The sequence below is a fragment of the Cupriavidus basilensis genome (assembly GCF_000876015.1).
Taxonomy (GTDB): domain Bacteria; phylum Pseudomonadota; class Gammaproteobacteria; order Burkholderiales; family Burkholderiaceae; genus Cupriavidus; species Cupriavidus basilensis_B.
Genome location: NZ_BBQM01000004.1, coordinates 54,806 through 75,636, shown reverse-complemented (window position 1 = coordinate 75,636; position 20,831 = coordinate 54,806). Strand labels below are relative to the sequence as shown.

The 20,831-nt window shown below is 70.4% G+C and carries 21 protein-coding genes; 17 read left to right on the top strand and 4 right to left on the bottom strand.

Annotation, left to right across the window (positions count from 1 at the left end):
• The first annotated feature begins 305 nt into the window (after positions 1-305).
• The 15 genes from KF708C_RS02520 (at position 306) to KF708C_RS02450 (ending at position 12,642) form a co-directional block, all read left to right on the top strand.
• Positions 306-1,550 carry an IscS subfamily cysteine desulfurase gene (locus tag KF708C_RS02520; RefSeq protein WP_059410644.1) on the top strand — a complete coding sequence of 415 codons (1,245 nt, stop codon included), beginning with the start codon at positions 306-308 and terminating at the stop codon, positions 1,548-1,550.
• 53 nt (positions 1,551-1,603) lie between these two features.
• The gene (iscU, locus tag KF708C_RS02515) at positions 1,604-1,999 is read left to right on the top strand and encodes a Fe-S cluster assembly scaffold IscU (RefSeq protein WP_020202113.1); all 396 of its coding nucleotides are present in this window, start codon (positions 1,604-1,606) and stop codon (positions 1,997-1,999) included.
• A gap of 97 nt (positions 2,000-2,096) precedes the next feature.
• Positions 2,097-2,486, top strand: coding sequence for an iron-sulfur cluster insertion protein ErpA (gene erpA / locus KF708C_RS02510; protein WP_059410741.1), 390 nt, complete (start codon positions 2,097-2,099; stop codon positions 2,484-2,486).
• Positions 2,487-2,493: 7 nt separating this feature from the next.
• A complete protein-coding gene (iscA, locus tag KF708C_RS02505) occupies positions 2,494-2,817 on the top strand; it encodes an iron-sulfur cluster assembly protein IscA (RefSeq protein WP_020202115.1) in 324 nt (107 codons plus the stop codon).
• A gap of 43 nt (positions 2,818-2,860) precedes the next feature.
• The gene (gene hscA, locus KF708C_RS02500; protein WP_059410643.1) at positions 2,861-4,723 is read left to right on the top strand and encodes a Fe-S protein assembly chaperone HscA; all 1,863 of its coding nucleotides are present in this window, start codon (positions 2,861-2,863) and stop codon (positions 4,721-4,723) included.
• Positions 4,724-4,736: 13 nt separating this feature from the next.
• A complete protein-coding gene (locus tag KF708C_RS02495) occupies positions 4,737-5,072 on the top strand; it encodes a 2Fe-2S iron-sulfur cluster-binding protein (protein WP_020202117.1) in 336 nt (111 codons plus the stop codon).
• A gap of 279 nt (positions 5,073-5,351) precedes the next feature.
• Positions 5,352-6,488 carry a homocitrate synthase gene (gene nifV / locus KF708C_RS02490; RefSeq protein WP_020202118.1) on the top strand — a complete coding sequence of 379 codons (1,137 nt, stop codon included), beginning with the start codon at positions 5,352-5,354 and terminating at the stop codon, positions 6,486-6,488.
• Positions 6,485-7,270, top strand: coding sequence for a serine O-acetyltransferase (cysE, locus tag KF708C_RS02485; RefSeq protein ID WP_020202119.1), 786 nt, complete (start codon positions 6,485-6,487; stop codon positions 7,268-7,270). The genes nifV and cysE overlap by 4 nt, the downstream gene beginning before the upstream one ends.
• A gap of 11 nt (positions 7,271-7,281) precedes the next feature.
• Entirely contained in the window at positions 7,282-7,620 is a 339-nt protein-coding gene (nifW, locus tag KF708C_RS02480; protein ID WP_059410740.1) for a nitrogenase stabilizing/protective protein NifW, read from the top strand.
• Between the two features lie 17 nt (positions 7,621-7,637).
• Entirely contained in the window at positions 7,638-8,486 is an 849-nt protein-coding gene (locus tag KF708C_RS02475; protein ID WP_020202121.1) for an electron transfer flavoprotein subunit beta/FixA family protein, read from the top strand.
• Positions 8,483-9,616, top strand: coding sequence for an electron transfer flavoprotein subunit alpha/FixB family protein (locus tag KF708C_RS02470; RefSeq protein ID WP_029043403.1), 1,134 nt, complete (start codon positions 8,483-8,485; stop codon positions 9,614-9,616). Before KF708C_RS02475 ends, KF708C_RS02470 begins: the two co-directional genes overlap by 4 nt.
• An 11-nt stretch (positions 9,617-9,627) precedes the next feature.
• The gene (locus KF708C_RS02465) at positions 9,628-10,938 is read left to right on the top strand and encodes an FAD-dependent monooxygenase (protein ID WP_020202123.1); all 1,311 of its coding nucleotides are present in this window, start codon (positions 9,628-9,630) and stop codon (positions 10,936-10,938) included.
• Positions 10,935-11,234, top strand: a complete 300-nt coding sequence (locus KF708C_RS02460) for a ferredoxin family protein (RefSeq protein WP_059410642.1) — start codon at positions 10,935-10,937, stop codon at positions 11,232-11,234. Before KF708C_RS02465 ends, KF708C_RS02460 begins: the two co-directional genes overlap by 4 nt.
• A gap of 13 nt (positions 11,235-11,247) precedes the next feature.
• Positions 11,248-12,033 (top strand): IclR family transcriptional regulator, encoded by a 786-nt coding sequence (locus KF708C_RS02455; protein ID WP_059410641.1) that lies wholly within the window; start codon positions 11,248-11,250, stop codon positions 12,031-12,033.
• A 78-nt stretch (positions 12,034-12,111) separates the two neighbouring features.
• A complete protein-coding gene (locus tag KF708C_RS02450) occupies positions 12,112-12,642 on the top strand; it encodes an isochorismatase family protein (RefSeq protein ID WP_059410640.1) in 531 nt (176 codons plus the stop codon).
• A gap of 63 nt (positions 12,643-12,705) precedes the next feature.
• Here the strand turns inward: KF708C_RS02450 and KF708C_RS02445 are convergent, their stop codons facing one another.
• Positions 12,706-13,362: a hypothetical protein gene (locus KF708C_RS02445; RefSeq protein ID WP_370552785.1), complete on the bottom strand. Its 657-nt coding sequence runs from the start codon at positions 13,360-13,362 to the stop codon at positions 12,706-12,708.
• Positions 13,363-13,376: 14 nt separating this feature from the next.
• On the bottom strand, positions 13,377-14,972 hold the full coding sequence (locus KF708C_RS02440; protein ID WP_370552784.1) for a sigma-54 interaction domain-containing protein: 1,596 nt from the start codon (positions 14,970-14,972) through the stop codon (positions 13,377-13,379).
• 298 nt (positions 14,973-15,270) lie between these two features.
• On the opposite strand from KF708C_RS02440, the gene KF708C_RS02435 reads away from it, so the two are divergent.
• Positions 15,271-16,662 (top strand): GntP family permease, encoded by a 1,392-nt coding sequence (locus KF708C_RS02435; protein ID WP_029043404.1) that lies wholly within the window; start codon positions 15,271-15,273, stop codon positions 16,660-16,662.
• A gap of 69 nt (positions 16,663-16,731) precedes the next feature.
• Positions 16,732-17,508, top strand: coding sequence for a 3-hydroxybutyrate dehydrogenase (locus tag KF708C_RS02430; protein ID WP_020202130.1), 777 nt, complete (start codon positions 16,732-16,734; stop codon positions 17,506-17,508).
• Between the two features lie 189 nt (positions 17,509-17,697).
• On the opposite strand, the gene sodB is transcribed toward KF708C_RS02430, so the two are convergent.
• Together sodB and xseA are read right to left on the bottom strand one after the other, a co-directional pair.
• Positions 17,698-18,279 (bottom strand): superoxide dismutase [Fe], encoded by a 582-nt coding sequence (gene sodB / locus KF708C_RS02425; protein ID WP_020202131.1) that lies wholly within the window; start codon positions 18,277-18,279, stop codon positions 17,698-17,700.
• A gap of 168 nt (positions 18,280-18,447) precedes the next feature.
• On the bottom strand, positions 18,448-19,833 hold the full coding sequence (xseA, locus tag KF708C_RS02420; RefSeq protein ID WP_059410638.1) for an exodeoxyribonuclease VII large subunit: 1,386 nt from the start codon (positions 19,831-19,833) through the stop codon (positions 18,448-18,450).
• Between the last annotated feature and the right edge of the window lie 998 nt (positions 19,834-20,831).

Below are 20,831 nucleotides of genomic sequence, written 5' to 3'. Positions count from 1 at the left end.
GGCGATGCCACGCTCGTTCGAGCCAGCGGCACAGCGTGAGGACGGACTATTGGAATGCGAAAAATCACGCAAGATTCATGCCGCGATTTCGTCCCCAACACGGAGCACGCGCGCCCCGCGCGCCACCCGCACAAATCCGACAAACGGGACAACCGCCGCCGCGCGGCAGCGGCCGCGCTCCGACAAAAACAACAGCCGCCGCCGCCGGGCCGGCCCATGCGGCGCAAAAAGCCAGTGGCATGGAAGTTGCGGAAATGCCGCTGCCTGGCAGCCACTGCCACCCCCACACATTCCAGGAGCCAGCCATGCCGGACCTCCACCGCGACCGCGCCTTCCCCCGTCATGGCCGGCCCGTCTATCTCGACTACGCGGCCACCACGCCGGTGGACCCGCGCGTGGCGCGGCGCATGATCCCGTACCTGACCGAGCTGTACGGCAACGCCGCCAGCCGCTCGCACGCCTACGGGTGGGCGGCCGAGGAAGCGGTGGAGCTGGCGCGCGAGCAGGTGTGCGCGCTGATCAATGCCGATCCGCGCGAGATCGCCTGGACCTCCGGCGCCACCGAATCCAACAACCTCGCCATCAAGGGCGCGGCGCGCTTCCACCGCGCCCGCGGCAACCACCTGGTGACGCTGGCCACCGAGCACAAGGCGGTGCTCGACACCATGCGCGAACTCGAGCGCGAGGGCTTCGCGGTCACGGTGCTGCCGGTGCTGGCGAGCGGCCTGGTGGACCCGGACGTGTTCGCGGCCGCGCTCACGCCCGGCACCGTGCTGGCGTCCGTGATGCTGGTCAACAACGAGACCGGCGTCATCCAGGACATCGCCGCGCTGGGCGCGCTGTGCCGCGCGCGCGGCGTGCTGCTCCACGTCGACGCGGCGCAGGCGGCGGGCAAGGTGCCGATCGACCTGGCCGAGCTGCCGGTCGACCTGATGTCGCTGTCGGCGCACAAGCTGTACGGGCCGAAGGGCATCGGCGCGCTGTACGTGCGGCGCCGCCCGCGCGTGCGCATCGAATGCCAGATGCACGGCGGCGGCCACGAGCGCGGCCTGCGCTCCGGCACGCTGCCCACGCACCAGATCGTGGGCATGGGCGAGGCGTTCTGGCTGGCGCGCGAGAGCATGGCGTCCGACAACGCGCGCATCCGCGCGCTGCGCGAGCGGCTGTGGGCCGGCCTGTCGCGCATGGAGGCGGTGGCGCTCAACGGCGACGCCGAACGGCGCGCGCCGCACTATCTCAACGCCAGCTTCAGCTACGTCGAGGGCGAGTCGCTGCTGATGGGCATCAAGGACGTGGCGGTCTCGTCGGGATCGGCCTGCACCTCGGCCAGCCTGGAGCCCAGCTACGTGCTGCGCGCGATGGGCCGCAGCGACGAGCTGGCGCACAGCTCGGTGCGCTTCTCGCTCGGGCGCTTCACCACCGCCGAGGAGATCGACTTCACCATCGCGCGCATCGCGCAGGTGGTGGCCCGGCTGCGCGACATGAGCCCGCTGTGGGACATGGCGCGCGCCGGCGTGGACCTGAGCACGATCCAGTGGGCCGCGCACTGATTTCCCGGCCTTCCCGGCTTTCCCCATCCTTCACCAACCACGCGGAGCACCTCATGGCATACGGCGACAAGGTCATGGACCACTACGAGAATCCCCGCAACGTCGGCGCCTTCGACGCCGATGCCGAAGGCGTCGGCACCGGCATGGTCGGCGCGCCGGCCTGCGGCGACGTGATGCGGCTGCAGATCCGCGTCAACAGCGCGGGCGTCATCGAGGACGCGAAGTTCAAGACCTACGGCTGCGGCTCGGCGATCGCCTCGAGCTCGCTCGTGACCGAATGGGTGCGCGGGCGCACGCTGGACGAGGCGCTGGCCATCAAGAACACGCAGATCGCCGAGGAACTGGCGCTGCCGCCGGTCAAGATCCACTGCTCGATCCTGGCCGAGGACGCCATCAAGGCGGCGGTGGCGGACTTCCGCGCGCGCCACGCCGCGGCCGACCCCGCCTGAATCCCCGAATCCCTGGACTCCCCGCCCCCTGAACCCGCGCTTCGCCCCGGCCGGCACGCAACCGACTCCGGCAAAGGAACTGGAAATGGAAACCGACATGGAAACGCAAACCTCGACCCACGCACTCCCCGCTGCGCCCGAAGCGCCCGACGCGATGCCCGGCCTGCTGGACTTCACCCCGCAGGCGGCCGCCAAGGTGGCCGCGCTGATCGAGGAGGAAGGCAATCCCGGCCTCAAGCTGCGGCTGTACGTCACCGGCGGCGGCTGCTCGGGCTTCCAGTACGGCTTCGCCTTCGACGACCAGGTCGGCGACGACGACACGCAGATCGTCACCGCGGGCGTGGCGCTGCTGGTCGACGCGATGAGCCAGCAATACCTGCTCGGCGCGCGCGTCGACTACGAGGACGGGCTGGAAGGCTCGCGCTTCGTCATCCACAACCCCAACGCCCAGAGCACCTGTGGCTGCGGCAGCTCGTTCTCGGTGTGAGGCGGCCATGACGATCTCGCTCACCCCCGCCGCCGCCCGCCACGTCGAGAAGTCGCTGCGCAAGCGCGGCAGCGGCATCGGGCTGCGCCTCGCGGTCAAGACCAGCGGCTGCTCGGGCTTCGCCTACGCGCTGGAGTTCGTCGATGCCGCCAATGCCGAGGACCAGTGCTTCGAGAGCCTCGGTGTAACGGTGGTGGTCGACCCGCGCAGCCTGGTCATGCTGGACGGCACCGAGCTCGACTTCGTGCGCGAGGGCCTCAACGAGGGCTTCAAGTTCCACAACCCGAACGCCACCGCGAACTGCGGCTGCGGCGAGAGCTTCGCGGTCTGACGCGAAGCGGCGCCAAGGCTCACTGGACAAGGAATACCGGCTCATGGCTCTACTGCAGATCGCCGAACCCGGCCAGAGCACGGCGCCCCACCAGCGCCGGCTTGCCGCGGGCATCGACCTGGGCACCACCAACTCGCTGGTGGCCACGGTGCGCAGCGCGCAGGCGCTGGTGCTGCCGGACGAGCACGGCGAATGCCTGCTGCCGTCGGTGGCGCGCTACCTGCCGGACGGCGGCGTGGAGGTCGGCCGGCAGGCGCAGGCGCGCGCGGCCGACGACCCGCTCAACACCATCGTCTCGGTCAAGCGCTTCATGGGCCGCTGCCTGGCGGACCTCGGGGATGCCGCCGCGCTGCCGTTCCGGCTGGTCGACCAGCCCGGCATGGTGGGACTGGCCACCGCGGCCGGCGAGCGCTCGCCGGTGCAGGTCAGCGCCGACATCCTGCGCGTGCTGCGCGGGCGCGCCGAGCAGTCGCTGGGCGGCGAGCTCGCCGGCGTGGTGATCACCGTGCCGGCCTACTTCGACGACGCGCAGCGCCAGGCCACCAAGGACGCCGCGCGCATCGCCGGCCTGCCGGTGCTGCGGCTGCTCAACGAGCCGACCGCGGCGGCCATCGCCTACGGGCTGGACCGCGCGGCCGAGGGCACCTTCGCGGTCTACGACCTCGGTGGCGGCACCTTCGACATTTCCGTGCTGCGCCTGTCCCGGGGCGTGTTCGAGGTGCTGGCCACCGGCGGCGACGCCGCGCTCGGCGGCGACGACTACGACGCCGCGCTGACCGGCTGGTTCCTGCGCAAGACCGGCCGCGCGGCGCAGTCCGCGGCCGACAAGGCCGCGCTGCGGCGCGCCGCGCGCGCCTGCAAGGAGGCGCTGTCGGCGCGCGCCGCCGCGCCGTTCCGGGTCAGCCTGGGCGGCGCGGAGCTGCATCTCGACGTCGACCGCGGCGACTTCGAGGCGGCCACCGCCGCGCTGACCGCGCGCACCGTCGCCGCCGCGCGGCGCGCGCTGCGCGACGCCGGGCTGGCGGCGCAGGACGTCGATGGCGTCGTGCTGGTCGGCGGCTCGACGCGGATGCCGCAGATCCGCGCGGCCGTGACCGCGTTCTTCGGCCGCGAGCCGCTCACCGACCTCGACCCCGACCAGGTGGTGGCGCTCGGCGCGGCGATGCAGGCCAACGTGCTGGCCGGCAACGGCGGCGCCGACGAGTGGCTGCTGCTCGACGTCTGCCCGCTGTCGCTCGGCATCGAGACCGTGGGCGGGCTGGTCGAGAAGATCATCCCGCGCAACTCCACGCTGCCCACCGCGCGCGCGCAGGAGTTCACCACCTTCAAGGACGGCCAGACCGCGATGTCGATCCACGTGGTGCAGGGCGAGCGCGAGACCATCGCCGACTGCCGCTCGCTGGCGCGCTTCGAGCTGCGCGGCATCCCGCCGGCGATGGCCGGCGCCGCGCGCATCCGCGTCGGCTTCCAGATCGACGCCGACGGCCTGCTGGCGGTGACGGCGCGCGAGCAGGCCAGCGGCGTGCAGGCGCACGTCGAGATCAAGCCGTCGTACGGGCTCACCGACCTGCAGGTCGCCGACATGCTGCGCGAAGCCATCGGCAGCGCGCAGGCGGACATGCAGCTGCGCATGCTGCGCGAGGCGCAGGTCGACGCGCGGCGCGTGCTGGACGCCACCGAGTCGGCGCTCAAGGCCGATGGCGCGCTGCTGTCGCCGGCCGAGCACGGCGAGGTCAGGCGCGCGCTGTTCGCGGTCGCGGAGGCGCTCGAAACGCAGGCGCCGGCCGCGGACCTCAAGCGCCTCGCCGCCGCGCTCGGCACCGCCACCGAAGCGTTCGCCGCGCGCCGCATGAACGCCTCGATCCGCAAGGCGCTCGCCGGGCGCACCGTGGACAGTCTGGACTGAACAGGTGGCGCCCATGCCCCGCGTGCACGTACTGCCTCATCCCGAACTCTGCCCCGACGGGCTGGACATCCAGGCCCGGCGCGGCGCCTCGCTGTGCGAAAGCCTGCTGGCCTCGGGCATCGCGCTCGAGCATGCCTGCGAGATGGTGGGCGCGTGCGCCACCTGCCACGTCCACGTGCGCGCCGGCGGCGCCGGCCTGCCGCCGCCCGACGACGAGGAGAGCGACCAGCTCGACCACGCCTGGGGCCTGGACGCGCAGTCGCGCCTGGCCTGCTGCGTGAAACTGCGCGACGCGGACCTCACCGTGGAACTGCCGCTGCATACGCGCAATCACGCGCGGGAGCGCTGACGGACCCGAACGGCTGGTGGTTTGCTCCTCTCTCCCATGTGCACAGACCGGAGACATGGGAGAGGGAAGCAGACCACCAGTCACTGAAACGCGCGGGCAATCCGAACGCCAACACCCGCCCCAACCACCCCGCTGTCAGAAACGGAACATTCGCGACACGCGCCGCGCGTGCCGCGCCGCCGGCTGGCCGGCAACGTTCGCCGGCACCGTTTTTTTGTCGCGTTTGCGCATGGCACACCCCTTGCAAAGAAGAGCGGGAACGGACCAAGGACCCCTGCCATGTCGAACCCCATCATCAACGACACCACGCTGCGCGACGGCGAGCAGACCGCCGGCGTGGCCTTCACGGTTGACGAGAAATGCGCGATCGCCGCGGCGCTGTCGCGGGCCGGCGTGCCCGAGATGGAGATCGGCATCCCGGCGATGGGCGAGGAGGAGATCGCCTGCATCCAGGCCATCACCGACCTGCAGCTCGATGCCGAGCTGATGGTCTGGGGCCGCCTGACCGACACCGACCTCGCGGCGGCGCTGCGCTGCCGGCCCGACATCGTCCACCTGTCGATCCCGGTCTCCGACATCCACCTGCAATACAAGCTGCGCCAGCCGCGCGCGTGGGTGCTGGCGCAGATCACGCGCGTGCTCGGCGCGGCGGTGAAAAGCGGGCGCAAGGTGTCGCTGGGCGCGGAGGACGCGTCGCGCGCCGACCCGGCCTTCCTCGCCGACGTGGCGCGCCACGCGCAGCAGTGCGGCGCGCAGCGCATCCGCTTCGCCGACACGCTGGGCGTGCTCGATCCCTTCTCCACCTACGAGGCCATCGCGCGGCTGCGCGACGCGGTCGACATGGAAATCGAGATCCACGCGCACAACGACCTCGGCATGGCCACCGCCAACACGCTGTCCGCGCTGCGCGCCGGCGCGACCCACGCGAACACCACCGTCAACGGCCTGGGCGAGCGCGCCGGCAATGCCGCGCTGGAGGAAGTGGTGATGGCGGTGCGCCACCTGCACGGCCGCGACACCGGCGTGGACACCACCGCGCTGCTGGGCATCTCCCGGCTGGTGGCGCTGGCCTCGGGCCGGCCGGTGGCGCTCAACAAGAGCATCGTCGGCGGCGGGGTGTTTACGCACGAGTCCGGCATCCACACCGACGGGCTGGCCAAGAACGCCTCCACCTACGAGAGCTTCGACCCCGCCGAGCTCGGCCGCCAGCGCAGCGTGGTGCTGGGCAAGCATTCGGGCTCGCAGGGCGTGCGCCAGGCCTACGAGGCGCTCGGCGTGGTGCTCGACGACGCGCTGGTGGGCCCGCTGCTGACCCGCATCCGCAACCACGCGATGCAGTACAAGCAGACCCCCAGCGCCGCCGACCTGCGCCGCTTCCTGTTCGAGGCGGTCGAGACCGCGGGGGAGCTGCCGTGAGCGGCGGGGACTGCGCCGTGGCCATCGCGCCGGACGCCGCCGTGCCCCCGCCGCCGTGGCACCGGCTGCTGCGCGCCGACGCGCGCTGCGTGCTGGAGCGCGACCCGGCCGCGCGCAGCCTGGTGGAGGTCTGGACCATCTACCCCGGCGTGCAGGCGCTCGCGCTGCACCGCGTGGCGCACGCGCTGTGGCGGCGCGGCTGGCGCTACCTGCCGCGCTGGCTGTCGTTCGTGGCGCGCCTGTTCACGCATATCGACATCCATCCGGCGGCGCGCATCGGCGAGCGCTTCTTCATCGACCACGGCGTGGGCGTGGTGATCGGCGAGACCGCGGAGATCGGCAACGACGTCACGCTCTATCACGGCGTCACGCTGGGCGGCACGAGCTGGCACCCGGGCAAGCGCCACCCGACCCTGGGCGACCACGTGGTGGTCGGCGCCGGCGCCTCGGTGCTGGGGCCGATCACGGTCGGCAGCCATGCGCGCATCGCGGCCAACTCGGTGGTGATCGACGCGGTGCCGGAGCACGCCACGGTGGTCGGCATTCCCGGGCGCGTGGTGGCGCGGCGGCGCCAGCGCGCCGCCCACGGCTTCGACCTCGACCACCACCTGATTCCCGATCCGGTGGGCAAGGCCATCGCCTGCCTGCTGGAGCGCGTCGCGGTGCTGGAGCAGCAGGCCGGCGCGGCGCCGCGGGCGGACCCCGGCAAGGGCTGCGAGGCCTGCGAAGACCGCTGTGCCGAACCGGCGTTCGACCAGCCCCGTTCCGAAACCCTCAACTGAGGATGCGCATCATGGAAAACCTGACCCAGCAGCTCAAGGCCCTGTCCTCGGCCGAAGACTTCCTGCAGTTCTTCGGGGTGTCGTTCGACCAGAAGATCGTCAACGTCAGCCGGCTTCACATCCTGAAGCGGTTCTTCCAGTACATCCGCCAGCAGGCCGAGCTGCCCGCCGACGACGAGCTGGCGCTGTTCACCTCGTACCGCGCGCTGCTGGAAAAGGCCTACGGCGACTTCGTGGTCTCCACGCCGGCGCGCGAGAAGGTGTTCAAGGTGTTCCAGGACGTCGACGGGCAGCAGCACGTCTCGCTCGACAGCGTGCGCGCCGCGCTGCCCGCGCGCGCCGTGGCCTGACGCGAAGGAGCATCGCCATGCATATCGTCGTCTGTATCAAGCAGGTGCCGGACTCCGCGCAGATCCGCGTCCACCCCGTCACCAACACCATCATGCGCCAGGGCGTGCCGGCCATCGTCAACCCGTACGACCTGTTCTCGCTGGAAGAGGCGCTGCGGCTCAAGGACCGCTTCGGCGGCAAGGTGACCATGCTGTGCATGGGCCCGCCGCAGGCCGAGGACGCGCTGCGCAAGTGCATCGGCTATGGCGCGGACGATGCCGTGCTGGTCACCGACCGCGCCTTCGCCGGCGCCGACACGCTGGCCACCTCCTACGCGCTGGCCGCCGGCGTGCGGCAGATCGCGCGCGAGCAGGCGGTGGACATCGTCTTCACCGGCAAGCAGACCATCGACGGCGACACCGCGCAGGTCGGCCCCGGCATCGCCAAGCGCATGGGGCTGCAGTTGCTGACCTACGTGTCGCGCATCGTCGAGACCGACCTGGAGCAGCGCACCATCACCGTCGAGCGGCGCGCCGAGGGCGGCGTGCAGGTGCTCAAGACCGCGCTGCCGTGCCTGATCACCATGCTGGAGAACACCAACGAGCTGCGCTTCGCCACGCTGCCGGCGATGATCCACGCGGCCGGCTATCCGGTGCGCAAGTGGAACAAGGAGCAGGCCGGCATCGAGGACCTGGGCAAGATCGGCCTGAAGGGCTCGCCCACGGTGGTCAGCAAGGTGTTCGGCCCGACCCCGCGCAGCGAGAAGGCCGAGATGCTGGCGCTGGAAACCTCCAGCCTGCGCGACGTGTCGCTCAACCTGCTGCAGAAGATCTTCACCCGCCATCCGACCCTGGAGGCGGACCTGCTGATGAAGGAGGCACCATGAACGCCCCGACTCCCGCCGCCACCCCCGCTACTCCCGCTACTCCCGCCGTGAAGAAGCCGGCCGGCCGCGCCGGCCGCAACCTGGAGCTGCCCGAGCACCTGAAGGCCTACAAGGGCGTGTGGGTCTTCCTCGAGCACGAGCGCGGACAGGTGCACACGGTCTCGTGGGAACTGCTGGGCGAGGCGCGCAAGCTGGCCGACACGCTCGGCAGCGCGGTCAGCGTGGTGGTGCTCGGCGGCCCCGCCGAGCCGCTCGAGCAGTTCGCCGCGCAGGCCTTCACCTACGGCGCCGACAAGGCCTACGTGGTGCACGACGCGGTGCTGCAGGGCTACCGCAACGAGCCCTTCACCAAGGGCCTGACCGACCTCGTCAACAAGTACCAGCCCGAGATCCTGCTGCTGGGCGCGACCTCGATGGGCCGCGACCTCGCGGGCTCGGTGGCCACCACGCTGCTCACCGGGCTGACCGCGGACTGCACCGAGCTCAACATCGACCCGGTCTCGCGCGCGCTGGCGGCGACGCGGCCGACCTTCGGCGGCTCGCTGCTGTGCACGATCATGACGCTGGCCTACCGCCCGCAGATGGCGACCGTGCGCCCGCGCGTGATGGCGATGCCGCAGGCCCAGGCCGGGCGCGGCGGCGAGATCGTGCAGGAAACGCTGGGCATGGTGGAGAGCGCCATCGTCACCAAGCTGCTCGACTTCATCGCCGACGCCAGCAGCAACAAGATCAACCTGCCCTACGCCGACGTCATCGTCAGCGGCGGCAAGGGCCTGAAAAACCCGGAGAACTTCAAGCTGGTGTTCGAGCTGGCGCGCGTGCTGGGCGGCGAGGTGGGCGCGACGCGGCCCTGCGTGCAGGCCGGCTGGGTCGAGGCCGAGCGCCAGGTCGGGCAGACCGGCAAGACGGTGCGGCCCAAGCTCTACATCGCCGCCGGCATCTCCGGCGCCATCCAGCACCGCGTGGGCATGGAGAGCGCGGACGTGATCGTGGCGATCAACACCGACCCCAACGCGCCGATCTTCGACTTCGCCCACTACGGCATCGTCGGCAACGCGCTGCAGGTGCTGCCGGCGCTGACGCAGGCGTTCGCCGAGCACCTGTCGCGCGGCGGCCGGCACGCCGCCTGAGGAGAGACATCATGAAGAAACCGTCCCAGTTCGACGCCATCGTGGTCGGCGCCGGGCCTTCCGGCAACGCCGCCGCCTACCTGATGGCCAAGGCCGGCCTGAAGGTGCTGCAGATCGAGCGCGGCGAATATCCGGGCAGCAAGAACGTGCAGGGCGCGATTCTCTACGCCCAGGCGCTGGAAGAGATCATTCCCGACTTCCGCGAGGACGCGCCGCTGGAGCGCCACATCATCGAGCAGCGGCTGTGGATGCTCGACGACAGCTCGTTCGTCGGCACCCACGTGCGCAGCGAGGACTACAACAAGCCGCCCTACAACCGCTACACCATCATCCGCGCGCAGTTCGACAAGTGGTTCAGCGGCAAGGTACGCGAAGCCGGCGCGCTGCTGATCTGCGAGACCACGGTCAGGCACCTGATCCTGGACGGCGACCAGGTGGTCGGCGTGCAGTGCGACCGCGAGCAGGGCGACGTCTACGCCGACGTGGTGATCCTGGCCGACGGCGTGAACTCCACGCTCGCGCGCAAGGCCGGCTTCCACGGCGAGATCGAGGCCGGCAACGTGGCGCTGGCGGTCAAGGAAATCCTGTTCATGCCGGAGGAGACCATCCGCCAGCGCTTCAACGTCGGCGAGGAGGAAGGCGTGGTCATCGAGATGGTGGGCAAGATCACCGACGGCATGATGGGCACGGGCTTTCTCTACACCAACAAGGAGTCGCTCACCATCGGCGTGGGCTGCATGCTCGGCGACTTCAAGGCCAACCCGAACCGCACCAGCCCCTACGTGCTGCTCGAGCAGATGAAGCGCCACCCGTCGATCGCGCCGCTGATCGCCGGCGGCGAGATGAAGGAATACTGCGCGCACCTGATCCCGGAGGGCGGCTTCCATGCCATCCCGCAGGTCTACGGCCACGGCTGGATGATCGTGGGCGACTCGGGCGGCTTCGTCAACGCCGCGCACCGCGAAGGCTCGAACCTCGCCATGACCACCGGCCGCCTGGCCGCGCAGACGGTGATCCGGGCCAAGGCCGCGGGCAGCGGCTACCGCGCCGGCGCGCTGCGGGCCTACAAGGCGGCGCTGGACGACAGCTTCGTCATGAAGGACCTGCGCAAGTACCGCGACATGCCGCGCGTGCTGCACCAGAACCCGCAGTTCTTCACCACCTACCCCGAACTGCTGGGGCGCGCCGCGCGCACCATGATCACGGTCGACGGCGTGGACAAGAAAACCAAGGAGCGCGAGATCCTGTCGAGCTTTCGCCGCACCCGTTCCCTCACCGGCCTGGTGGGCGACGCCTACAAACTCTGGAGGGCCTTCCGATGAGCGCAATCCCCGTCAACGTCGAGGAAAAACTGTTCCAGAACCGCTACCGCGTGGATGCGGGGCGGCCGCACATCCGCATCAGGGACGCGGACGTGTGCCTGAACGAGTGCGGCAGCAAGAGCTGCACCTTCGTCTGCCCCGCGTCCTGCTACAAGGCCGAGGGCAACGGCGCGGTGACGCTGATCACCGACGGCTGCCTCGAATGCGGCAGCTGCCGCATCCTCTGCACCGACCACCAGAACATCGAGTGGGACTACCCGCGCGGCGGCCACGGCATCCTGTTCAAGTTCGGCTGAAGGCGCGCGCACCATGCCCCGGCGCGCCGCCGTCGCGTCGCTGGCCGACGAGCACGCCGCGGCCGGCGGGGTGGCGGCGGTCGACCGCGCGCTGTGCCTGCTGTCGGCCTTCGGCGCCGACACGCCGGCGCTGACGCTGAGCGCGCTCGCGCAGCGCACGCGCCTGTACAAGAGCACCGCCCTGCGGCTGCTGGCCTCGCTGGAGCACGCGCAGCTCGTCACGCGGCTGGCCGACGGCCGCTACGCGCTGGGGCCCGGCGTGGCCAGGCTGCACACGGTCTACACGCAGTCGTTCTCCTACGAGCCGCTGGTGATGCCGGTGCTGCGCCAGCTGGGCGCGGCAACGCGGGAAAGCGCGGCCTTCCACGTGCGCCAGGGGATGTACCGGCTGTGCCTGCACCGCGTCGACTCGCCGCAGCCGGTGCGGGACCACATCCGCGTGGGAGACCTGCTGCCGCTGGACCGCGGCGCGGGCGGGCGCGTGCTGCAGGCCTACGGCGGCGAGGACAGCGAGAACGACGCTGCGCTCGGCCGGCGCATCCGCCAGCGGCGGGTCGTCGTGCTCTGCGGCGACCGCGAGCCGGAACTCGCCGGCATCGCCGCGCCCGTCTTCGGCCCCGCCGGGCAGCTTGCCGGCACCATCACGCTGACCATGCCGCGCGAGCGGCTGCGCCCGGCCTGGGCGCTGGCGGTCAGGAGCGCGGCGCGCGCGCTTACCGGGCGGCTTGGCGGCAGGTTTCCGGCGCCGGGCGCCACCGCCGCGGGAAACGCGCTTGTGGACAGCGGCCGCGGCGTTTAAATTGGCAGGCGCGGGCCCGCGGGCGGCCATGACGGCCGGACCGCGCCGAAGCCAACGCTGCAAACCGAGGAGACCAACGTGCTGCTGAACGCCGAAGATTCCGTGCTGGTGCTGGTGGACCTGCAGGCGCGGCTGATGCCGGCCATCCATGACGGCGAGCGCGTGCTGCGGGAATGCGCGCGGCTCGCCCGCATCGCCGGCATGCTCGGCGTGCCGGTGATCGGCACCGAGCAGAGCCCGGCCAGCCTGGGCGAGAATCTCGCGGAGATCCGGCAACTGTGCGGGCTGACCGTGGCCAAGGATCATTTCGACGGCTGCGAGGACGGCCTCGCCGAGGCCCTGCCCGCCGGGCGCAAGACCGTGGCGATCGCCGGCTGCGAAGCCCATGTGTGCGTGCTGCAGACCGCGATGGGCCTGCTGCGGCGCGGCTACGGCGTGAGCCTCGTCACCGACGCGGCCGGCTCGCGCCAGCCGGCCAGCCACGCCGCCGCGGCCGAGCGCCTGCGGCAGGCCGGCGCGGCCGTGGTGACGGTGGAGATGGCGGCCTTCGAGTGGATGCGCAGCAGCCGGCACGCGCGCTTTCGCGACGTGCTGGCGCTGGTCAGGTAGGCGCGGCCGCCCGGCGCCGGGTCAGGCCTTGGGCGGCCGGCGTCGGGCGGCCAGCGTCGAGAATCAGGCCTTGGCGGGACGCCCGGTCTTGACCGCTTCCAGGCCCGCGACCGCGGCCAGCAGTTGCTGGTCGTCGAGGCCGGCGAGCAGGATCAGGCCCGCGCGCAGCAGCTCGCTCTTCTTGGCGGCGACGCCGGCGCCGAGGCAGCGCTCCTTGAGCGCGTCGAGCTGGCCGTATTCCGACTTCGGCATGGTGAAGCTGTCGCGCACCACTTTTTCCTTCTTCGCGCGGCGGGCCTTTTCTTCCGGCCTGGCCGCCACCGGGGCCGGGGCCTTGGCGGCTTCGGCGGGCTTGGCCGGGCTGTCGACCTTGGGTGCCTTGGCGGGCTTGGCCGCCTTCGGCGCCTTGGCCGGCTTCACGGCTTTTTCCGCTTTCTCCACCTTGGCGGCCTTCGCTGCCTTCGGCGCTTTTGCCGCGGCCTGCGCGGCCTCGGCCGGAGCCGCCTTGGCGGAGGTCTTGCGGGCCTTGCGGGGGGACGTTGCTGCCTGCTTGCCGGGAGTATCCATGCTCATGGGGAAGTAGAAGGTTGTGTCGGTCGGCGCCTTGATGATGGGGGAATGCATCCAGATTCTTTCACGAAACGAAAACGATATAAACAGTATATACGGTTTAAGCGCCGGCGCGAACGATTCCGCAAGGCGGCGGCGGGCGGCCGGCACCAGCCCCGATCGCGCTAGCCTTCCCGGCCGCCGGCCGCGGGCGCGGCGGCGGCCTCGGGCGGCAGCAGCCCGGCCTGCCGGTGCGCGGTCAGCTTCTTGTAGAAAGCGGCGCGGCTCAGGCCGATGCTGCCGGCGGCGCTGGCCACGTGGCCGCCATGCGCGGCCAGCGCCTGCATCAGGTAGTCCGCCTCGAAGCGCGCCATCGCGGCGGCGTAACCGGCCGGCGCGGCTGCCGGCGGCGCGGCCGGCAAGCCCCGCGCGGCCGGGGAAGCCGGCAATGCGAGCGATGCGGACGATGTGGACGATGCTGCCGGCGACGGTTCCGCCGGGACCGGCGCGGCGGGCGGCGCCGGCTCGCGGCCGAGCAGCGAGGCGAGCACCTGCGCGTCGGCATCGTCGGCGTCGTGCATCATCACCAGCCGCTCCAGCGCGTTGCGCAGCTCGCGCACGTTGCCCGGCCAGTCATGCCCGGCCAGCAGCGCCAGCGCCGCGTCGGACAGCACCGGCGCGTCGCGCCCGGCGCGCGCGCAGATTTCCTCGAGCAGCGCGTAGGTCAGCGGCACCAGGTCCGGCTGGCGCCGGCGCAGCGGCGGCAGGTAGACCGGCAGCACGTTGAGCCGGTAATACAGGTCCGCGCGGAACTTGCCCGCGGCCACCAGCGCCGGCAGGTCGGCCGAGGTGGCGGCGATGATGCGCACGTCGGAGCGGATGATGCGGTTGGAGCCGAGCGGCTCGAACTCCTTGTCCTGCAGCGCGCGCAGCAGCTTGCTCTGCAGCATCAGCGGCATGTCCCCGACCTCGTCGAGCAGCAGCGTGCCGCCGTCGGCCAGCTCGAACTTGCCCATGCGGCCCTTGCGGTCGACGCCGGTATAGGCGCCCGGCGCGGCGCCGAAGAACTCCACTTCCAGCAGCGCTTCCGGGATGGCCGCCACGTTGACCGTGACCAGCGGCCGCTCGGCGCGCGCCGAGGCGGCGTGGATGGCATGCGCCAGCAGTTCCTTGCCGGTGCCGGTCTCGCCCAGCAGCAGCACCGGCGCGTCGGCCAGCGCGGCGCGGCGCGCCTGCCGCTTGACCTCCAGCGTGGCCGCGCAGGTGCCGACGAAGCTGGCGAAGGTGTACTTGGCGCGGCGCGCCTGTTCCAGCGTGCGGCGCGTGGCGACCAGCTCCTCGCGCACGCGCGAGTAGTGCAGGAACAGCGGCGTGAGCGACTTGAGCTCGTCGAACAGCGCGAAGCCGACCGCGCCCACGGTGTTGCCGTCGCCGTCCTTGATCGGCAGGCGCATCACGATCATCGGCTCGCGCCCGGTCTCGAGGATGTCGAGCAGGATCGGCTTGCCGGTCGCCACCACCTCGCGCATCAGGCTGTTGGGGATGACGCGCTCGCAATCCAGGCCGATGGCGTCGCGCGGGTCGGCGAAACCGAAGCGCGCGGCATAGCGCTTGTTGATCCACACCACGCGGCCCTGCGCGTCCACCACGATCGTGCCTTCGCTGAAATTCTCGAAGGTGCGGAACAGCGACTCCATCGCGCGGCGGGCCACGGAATCGTAGTTGCCCAGCGCGCTGTCGCCGATCTCGCTCAGTGTTTCCATCGTCTCCGTCGTTGCCATCGTCTTTGCTTTTTGTCTCCACATTGAGACAAAGTTTCTCATATCCGAGACTGCGGCGCGGCGTGGCACGGACATCCGCCCTCCGGATTCTACGATTCGAGACTTCGTTATGCCTTTCCGTCCACCTTCTCCGCGGATTTATGGCTCGTCAGCCACTTCCAGCACTGGCATGGTCCGTGCAAAGGCATGCGGCGCCCGCCGCGCGGCCCTTGCCGCGGGCGGGACCGTCGCCGTGCGCGCGCCCGGTTTCCCGGCCGTGGGCGCGCGCTCAAATCAATAAGATCCTCGCGGAGACCTCATGTCGTTTGTCGTAGTCATTGCAGCCCTTGCATTCCTGATGTTCGCCGCTTACCGGGGCTACAGCGTCATCCTGTTCGCGCCGCTGGCCGCCCTCGGCGCCGTGCTGCTCACCGATCCGTCCGCGGTCGCGCCCGCCTTCACCGGCATCTTCATGGAAAAGATGGTGGGCTTCGTCAAGCTGTACTTCCCCGTGTTCCTGCTCGGCGCGGTGTTCGGCAAGGTCATCGAGCTGTCCGGATACTCGCGCTCGATCGTCGCCGCCGCGATCCGCTACATCGGCAGCGCGCGCGCCAACGCCGTGATCGTGGCGGTGTGCGCGCTGCTGACCTACGGCGGGGTGTCGCTGTTCGTGGTGGTGTTCGCGGTCTATCCGTTCGCCGCCGAGCTCTATCGCCAGAGCAACATTCCCAAGCGGCTGATGCCCGGCGCGATCGCGCTCGGCGCGTTCTCGTTCACGATGGATTCGCTGCCCGGCACGCCGCAGATCCAGAACATCATCCCGACCACGTTCTTCAAGACCACCGCGTGGGCCGCGCCCGCGCTCGGCGTGCTCGGCGCGCTGTTCATCATCGCGGTGGGCCTGGCGTACCTCGAATGGCGCCGCCGCGCGGCGGTGGCGCGCGGCGAAGGCTACGGCACCTCGCTGGTGAACGAGCCGGAGCCGGTGGCCACCACGCACCTGCCCAACCCCGTGCTGGCCATCGCGCCGCTGGTGCTGGTGGGCGTGGCGAACTTCGCGCTGACCCGCCTGATTCCGCAATGGTACGGCGCCACCAGCTCGCTCTCGCTGCCGGGGCTGGCCAAGCCGGTCTCGATCCCGACCGCCTCGGTCACGGCCATCTGGGCCGTCGAAGGCGCCCTGCTGCTGGGCATCGTGGTCGTGGTGCTGACCGCGTTCGGCACCGTGCGCCAGCGCTTCGCCGAAGGCAGCAAGGCCGCCGTCGCCGGCGCGCTGCTGGCCTCGCTCAACACCGCCTCGGAATACGGCTTCGGCGGCGTGATCGCCGCGCTGCCGGGCTTCCTGGTGGTCAGCGACGCGCTCAAGAGCATCCCCAACCCGCTGGTCAACGCCGCGGTCTCGGTCAGCACGCTGGCCGGCATCACCGGCTCGGCCTCGGGCGGCATGAGCATCGCGCTGGCCGCCATGTCCGACACCTTCATCCAGGGCGCGCAGGCCGCCGGCATCCCGCTCGACGTGCTGCACCGCGTGGTGGCGATGGCCAGCGGCGGCATGGACACGCTGCCGCACAACGGCGCCGTCATCACCCTGCTGGCCGTGACCGGACTGACCCACCGCGAGTCGTACCGCGACATCTTCGCCGTCACCGTCATCAAGACGCTCGCGGTATTCTTCGTCATCGCGGTCTTTTATCTCACCGGCCTGGTCTGAGTCCGGCACGAAAGCCGCCCGCGCGGACATGACGCGCGGGCGAAATCCCCACGCATACACGCAAATCCCATGACAGACCTGAAAGGAAAGACGGCGCTGATCACCGGCTCGACGAGCGGCATCGGCCTGGGCATTGCCGAGGTGCTGGCGCAGGCCGGCGCCAACATCATGCTCAACGGCTTCGGCGACATCGACGCGGCCCTGGCCGCCATCCGCGCCACCGGCGCGCAGGCCGAGCACCACCCGGCCGACATGCGCAAGGCCGACGAGATCGAGGCGATGTTCGCCGCGGCCGGCGCGCGCTTCGGCGCCGTGGACATTCTCGTCAACAACGCCGGCATCCAGCACGTCGCGCCGGTCGAGGCCTTCCCGCCGCAGAAGTGGGACGACATCATCGCCATCAACCTGACCTCGGGCTTCCACACCACGCGCTGCGCGCTGCCCGGCATGCGCGCGCGCGACTGGGGCCGCATCATCAACATCGCCTCGGTGCACGGCCTGGTCGGCTCGGCCGGCAAGTCCGCCTACGTGGCGGCCAAGCACGGCCTGGTCGGCCTGACCAAGGTCACTGCGCTCGAGACCGCGCGCACCGGCGTGACCTGCAACGCGATCTGCCCGGGCTTCGTGCTGACGCCGCTGGTGCAGAAGCAGATCGACGACCTCGCCGCGCGCGAGGGCCTGACGCCGGCCGCGGCGCAGGCGCGCCTGCTCGATGAAAAGCAGCCGTCGGGCCAGTTCGTCACGCCCGCGCAGCTCGGCAACCTCGCGCTGATGCTGTGCTCGCCGTTCGGCAGCGAGATCCGCGGCGCGGCCTGGGTGGCCGACGGGGGCTGGACGGCGCAGTAAGGCGGCGATGCGCGCGGATGCAAGGCCCTCGGAATCGAGGGCCTTTTTTGTCCCCGGCGCGCAGGCAAAAAGAAAGCCCTCACGACTGGAGGGCTTTCTTTCGAAGCATGGCGGCACCCGGGCTTCGGGCGGCGCGGCCGGGCTTTCCCGGCGCGGCGCCGCTGTCCGGATTCACGCCACGGCAGGCGCTCAGCCCGCGAAGTTCTTGCCGGCGAAGTCCCAGTTCACCACGTTCCAGAATGCCTCGACGTACTTCGGGCGGGCATTGCGGTAGTCGATGTAGTAGGCGTGTTCCCACACGTCGCAGGTCAGCAGCGGCTTGGCGTCGGTGGTCAGCGGGGTGGCGGCGTTGGAGGTCGAGACCAGGTCCAGCGAGCCGTCGGCCTTCTTGACCAGCCAGGCCCAGCCCGAGCCGAAGGTGCCGACCGCGGTCTTGGTGAATTCTTCCTTGAACTTGTCGAACGAGCCCCACTTGGCGTTGATGGCAGCCGCCAGCGCGCCGGTCGGCTGGCCGCCGCCGTTGGGCTTGAGCGAGTCCCAGTAGAAGGTGTGGTTCCACACCTGGGCGGCGTTGTTGAAGATGCCGCCGGAGGACTTCTTGACGATTTCCTCGAGGGTCGAGTTCTCGAACTCGGTGCCCTTGATCAGGTTGTTCAGGTTGGTGACGTAGGTCTGGTGGTGCTTGTCGTGATGGAACTCCAGGGTCTCCTTGGAGATGTGCGGAGCGAGCGCATCATGCGCGTAGGGCAGCGGGGGGAGAGTATGTTCCATTGTTTTGTCTCTGTGGGGTTGAAGGACGGGAGATGTCGATTGTAGGGGACTTGCCAGACCCGCGCAAACGCGGGAAACAAAGCCCCCTCGAACATATTAGGTTCATCGATATGCGTTCGCTGTCGGTGGGCCGCCGACGCCCGCGAAGGCCGCCGCGGCCCGCCCGCGCTACACCTCGCCCAGGCGCGGCTGGACGCTGGCGATGCCGGCGTCGGCCACGCCTTCGGCCAGGTGGATCTCGATGGTGGTGCCGGCGCGCAGCTCGGCCGGCGAGCGCAGCGCGTGGCCGCGCTGGTCGAGCAGCACGGCGTAGCCGCGCTCGAGCGTGCGCTGCGGCGCCAGCAGTTCCAGCGCGCCGGCGGCGCGCTGCCAGCGCTGCCCGGCGCGCTCGTGCTGGCGGCGCGCGGCATCGCCCATGCGCAGCGCGACGCGGCGCAGTTCGGCCTGGGCCGCCGCCAGGTCGGGGCGGCCGGCGGCCCAGCGCATGGCCAGCACCTGCTGCTGGTGGCGGCGCGCGGCCACGGTGTCGCGCAGCGCGCTGCGCAGGTGCCGCATCAGGTTGTCGACCTGCAGGCGGCGCTCCTGCAACTGCGCCTGCGGGCTGCGCAGGCGGCGCGCCAGCCAGTCCAGGCCCTGGGCGCGGCGGTCGAGCTGGCGCTGCATGCACTGGGCCAGCGCGTTGCGCGCGCGCAGGGCCTGCATCAGCATGTGGGCGCGGTCGGGGCTGACCAGCTCGGCGGCGCCGGTGGGGGTGGGCGCGCGCACGTCGGCGACGAAATCGGCGATGGTGAAATCGGTCTCGTGGCCCACGCCCGACACCAGCGGCACGGCGCAGCGCGCGATGGCCTGCGCCACGCATTCCTCGTTGAACGACCACAGGTCTTCGATGCTGCCGCCGCCGCGGCACAGGATCAGCACGTCGCATTCGTTGCGCGCGCTGGCGGTGTCGATCATCGCGGCGATCTTCTCGGCGGCGCCCGCGCCCTGCACCGGCACCGGATAGACCACCACCGGCACGTGCGGCGCGCGCCGGCGCAGGGTGCTGAGCACGTCGCGCAGCGCGGCGGCCTGCAGCGACGTCACCACGCCGATGGCGCGCGGATGGGCCGGCACCGGGCGCTTGCGCTCGGGCGCGAACAGGCCGGCCTGCGCGAGTTTCTCCTTCAGGCGCAGGAAGGCTTCGTAGAGATTGCCGAGGCCCGCGCGGCGCATGGCTTCCACGCCGAGCTGCAGCTCGCCGCGCGCCTCGTACATCGACACCAGCGCCCGGACTTCCACCGCCTCGCCCTCGCGCGGCACGAACCCGACATGCTGGTTGCGCCCGCGGAACATCACGCAGCGGATCTGCGCGCGCGCATCCTTGAGCGAAAAGTACCAGTGCCCGCTGGCGGCGCGGGTGAAATTGGAGATTTCTCCCCTTACCCAGAGCAGCGGGAAATTGCGTTCGAGCACCTGGGAAATGGCGTGGTTGAGCTCGCCGACGGGGATGGCTTCGCGGCCGCCCGCGGGCGCCGCAGGCTGGGATTCACGCGAAAAGTTCAGCGATTCAGACATGGGCGCAGCCGGGCATGCGGCGTGGAATTGACATGTCCACAGCATAACCGCTCTGTCAAGTCTCTTGGCGGGGGGCGGCCCGTCGACCCGCAAAGCCGCATGACTTGACACAAGCCTTTGATTCTTATGTAGTTTCTGCTGTCTTATTTTTTGAGCAATGTAAGCAAACCCCTTATGCGTCAACGACTTACCGGCTGCGCCCCCGGCTTGTTCACAAAGTTATCCACAGGAACTCTGGACAACCTTGCCGGACGGCCCGTGCCTGTGGATAGATTGGCGGCCGCCCGTCCGCCGGCTGTGGGTAAACCGTAAACACGATGTAAAGACCATCAAAAGTGGTGCATAAACCATATTCACTCGGAATCGCGCCGGGCACCCCGGAAACCGGCCTGCCCGGCTGCTGCCCATTTTTTGGGCATGCCGGATTCCGGCCTTTGTTATCAATGACTTAGCTCGCTTCTCCGGCAGTTGTCCACAACCCGTCCACAAGACTGTCCCGGACGAATGTGGAAAGCGGTCGACATGGCGGAAGTTTTTCGGATTCCTCCCCCTGACGGCGCGCCCAAGTGCTGCCGGGCTCTCTCTGCCCGTTTTTTGAGCAGCCACGGGAAGCCGCTGCCGAATCAATGACTTAGCTGTGTTTTCAGGCAACTGTCCACAACCGCTCCACAACACTGTCCTGCCTTTATGTGGACAGCCCGAAACCTGGCCGCGCGTGCCGGCGCGGCGCCGGCGGGTCGCCGGCGTCACAGGCGCGCTGCCCGTTTTTTAGGCTGGCGATTGTTTTCCCTTTCGAATCAAGACGTTGACCGGCTTGTCAGATAGCTGTCCACAATCCATCCACAACGCTGTCCCTGTCCTGTGTGGACATCCCGCGCGGCGCGGCGATGCGCCGCCGAGACACCGCGGCATGGCGTCTTGCCGCGCCGCCATGCCGCGGGTTAGAGTGGCGCCTGATTTTTCAATACAGAGCCAGCGCGCGTGCGGCTGCGGCGGCT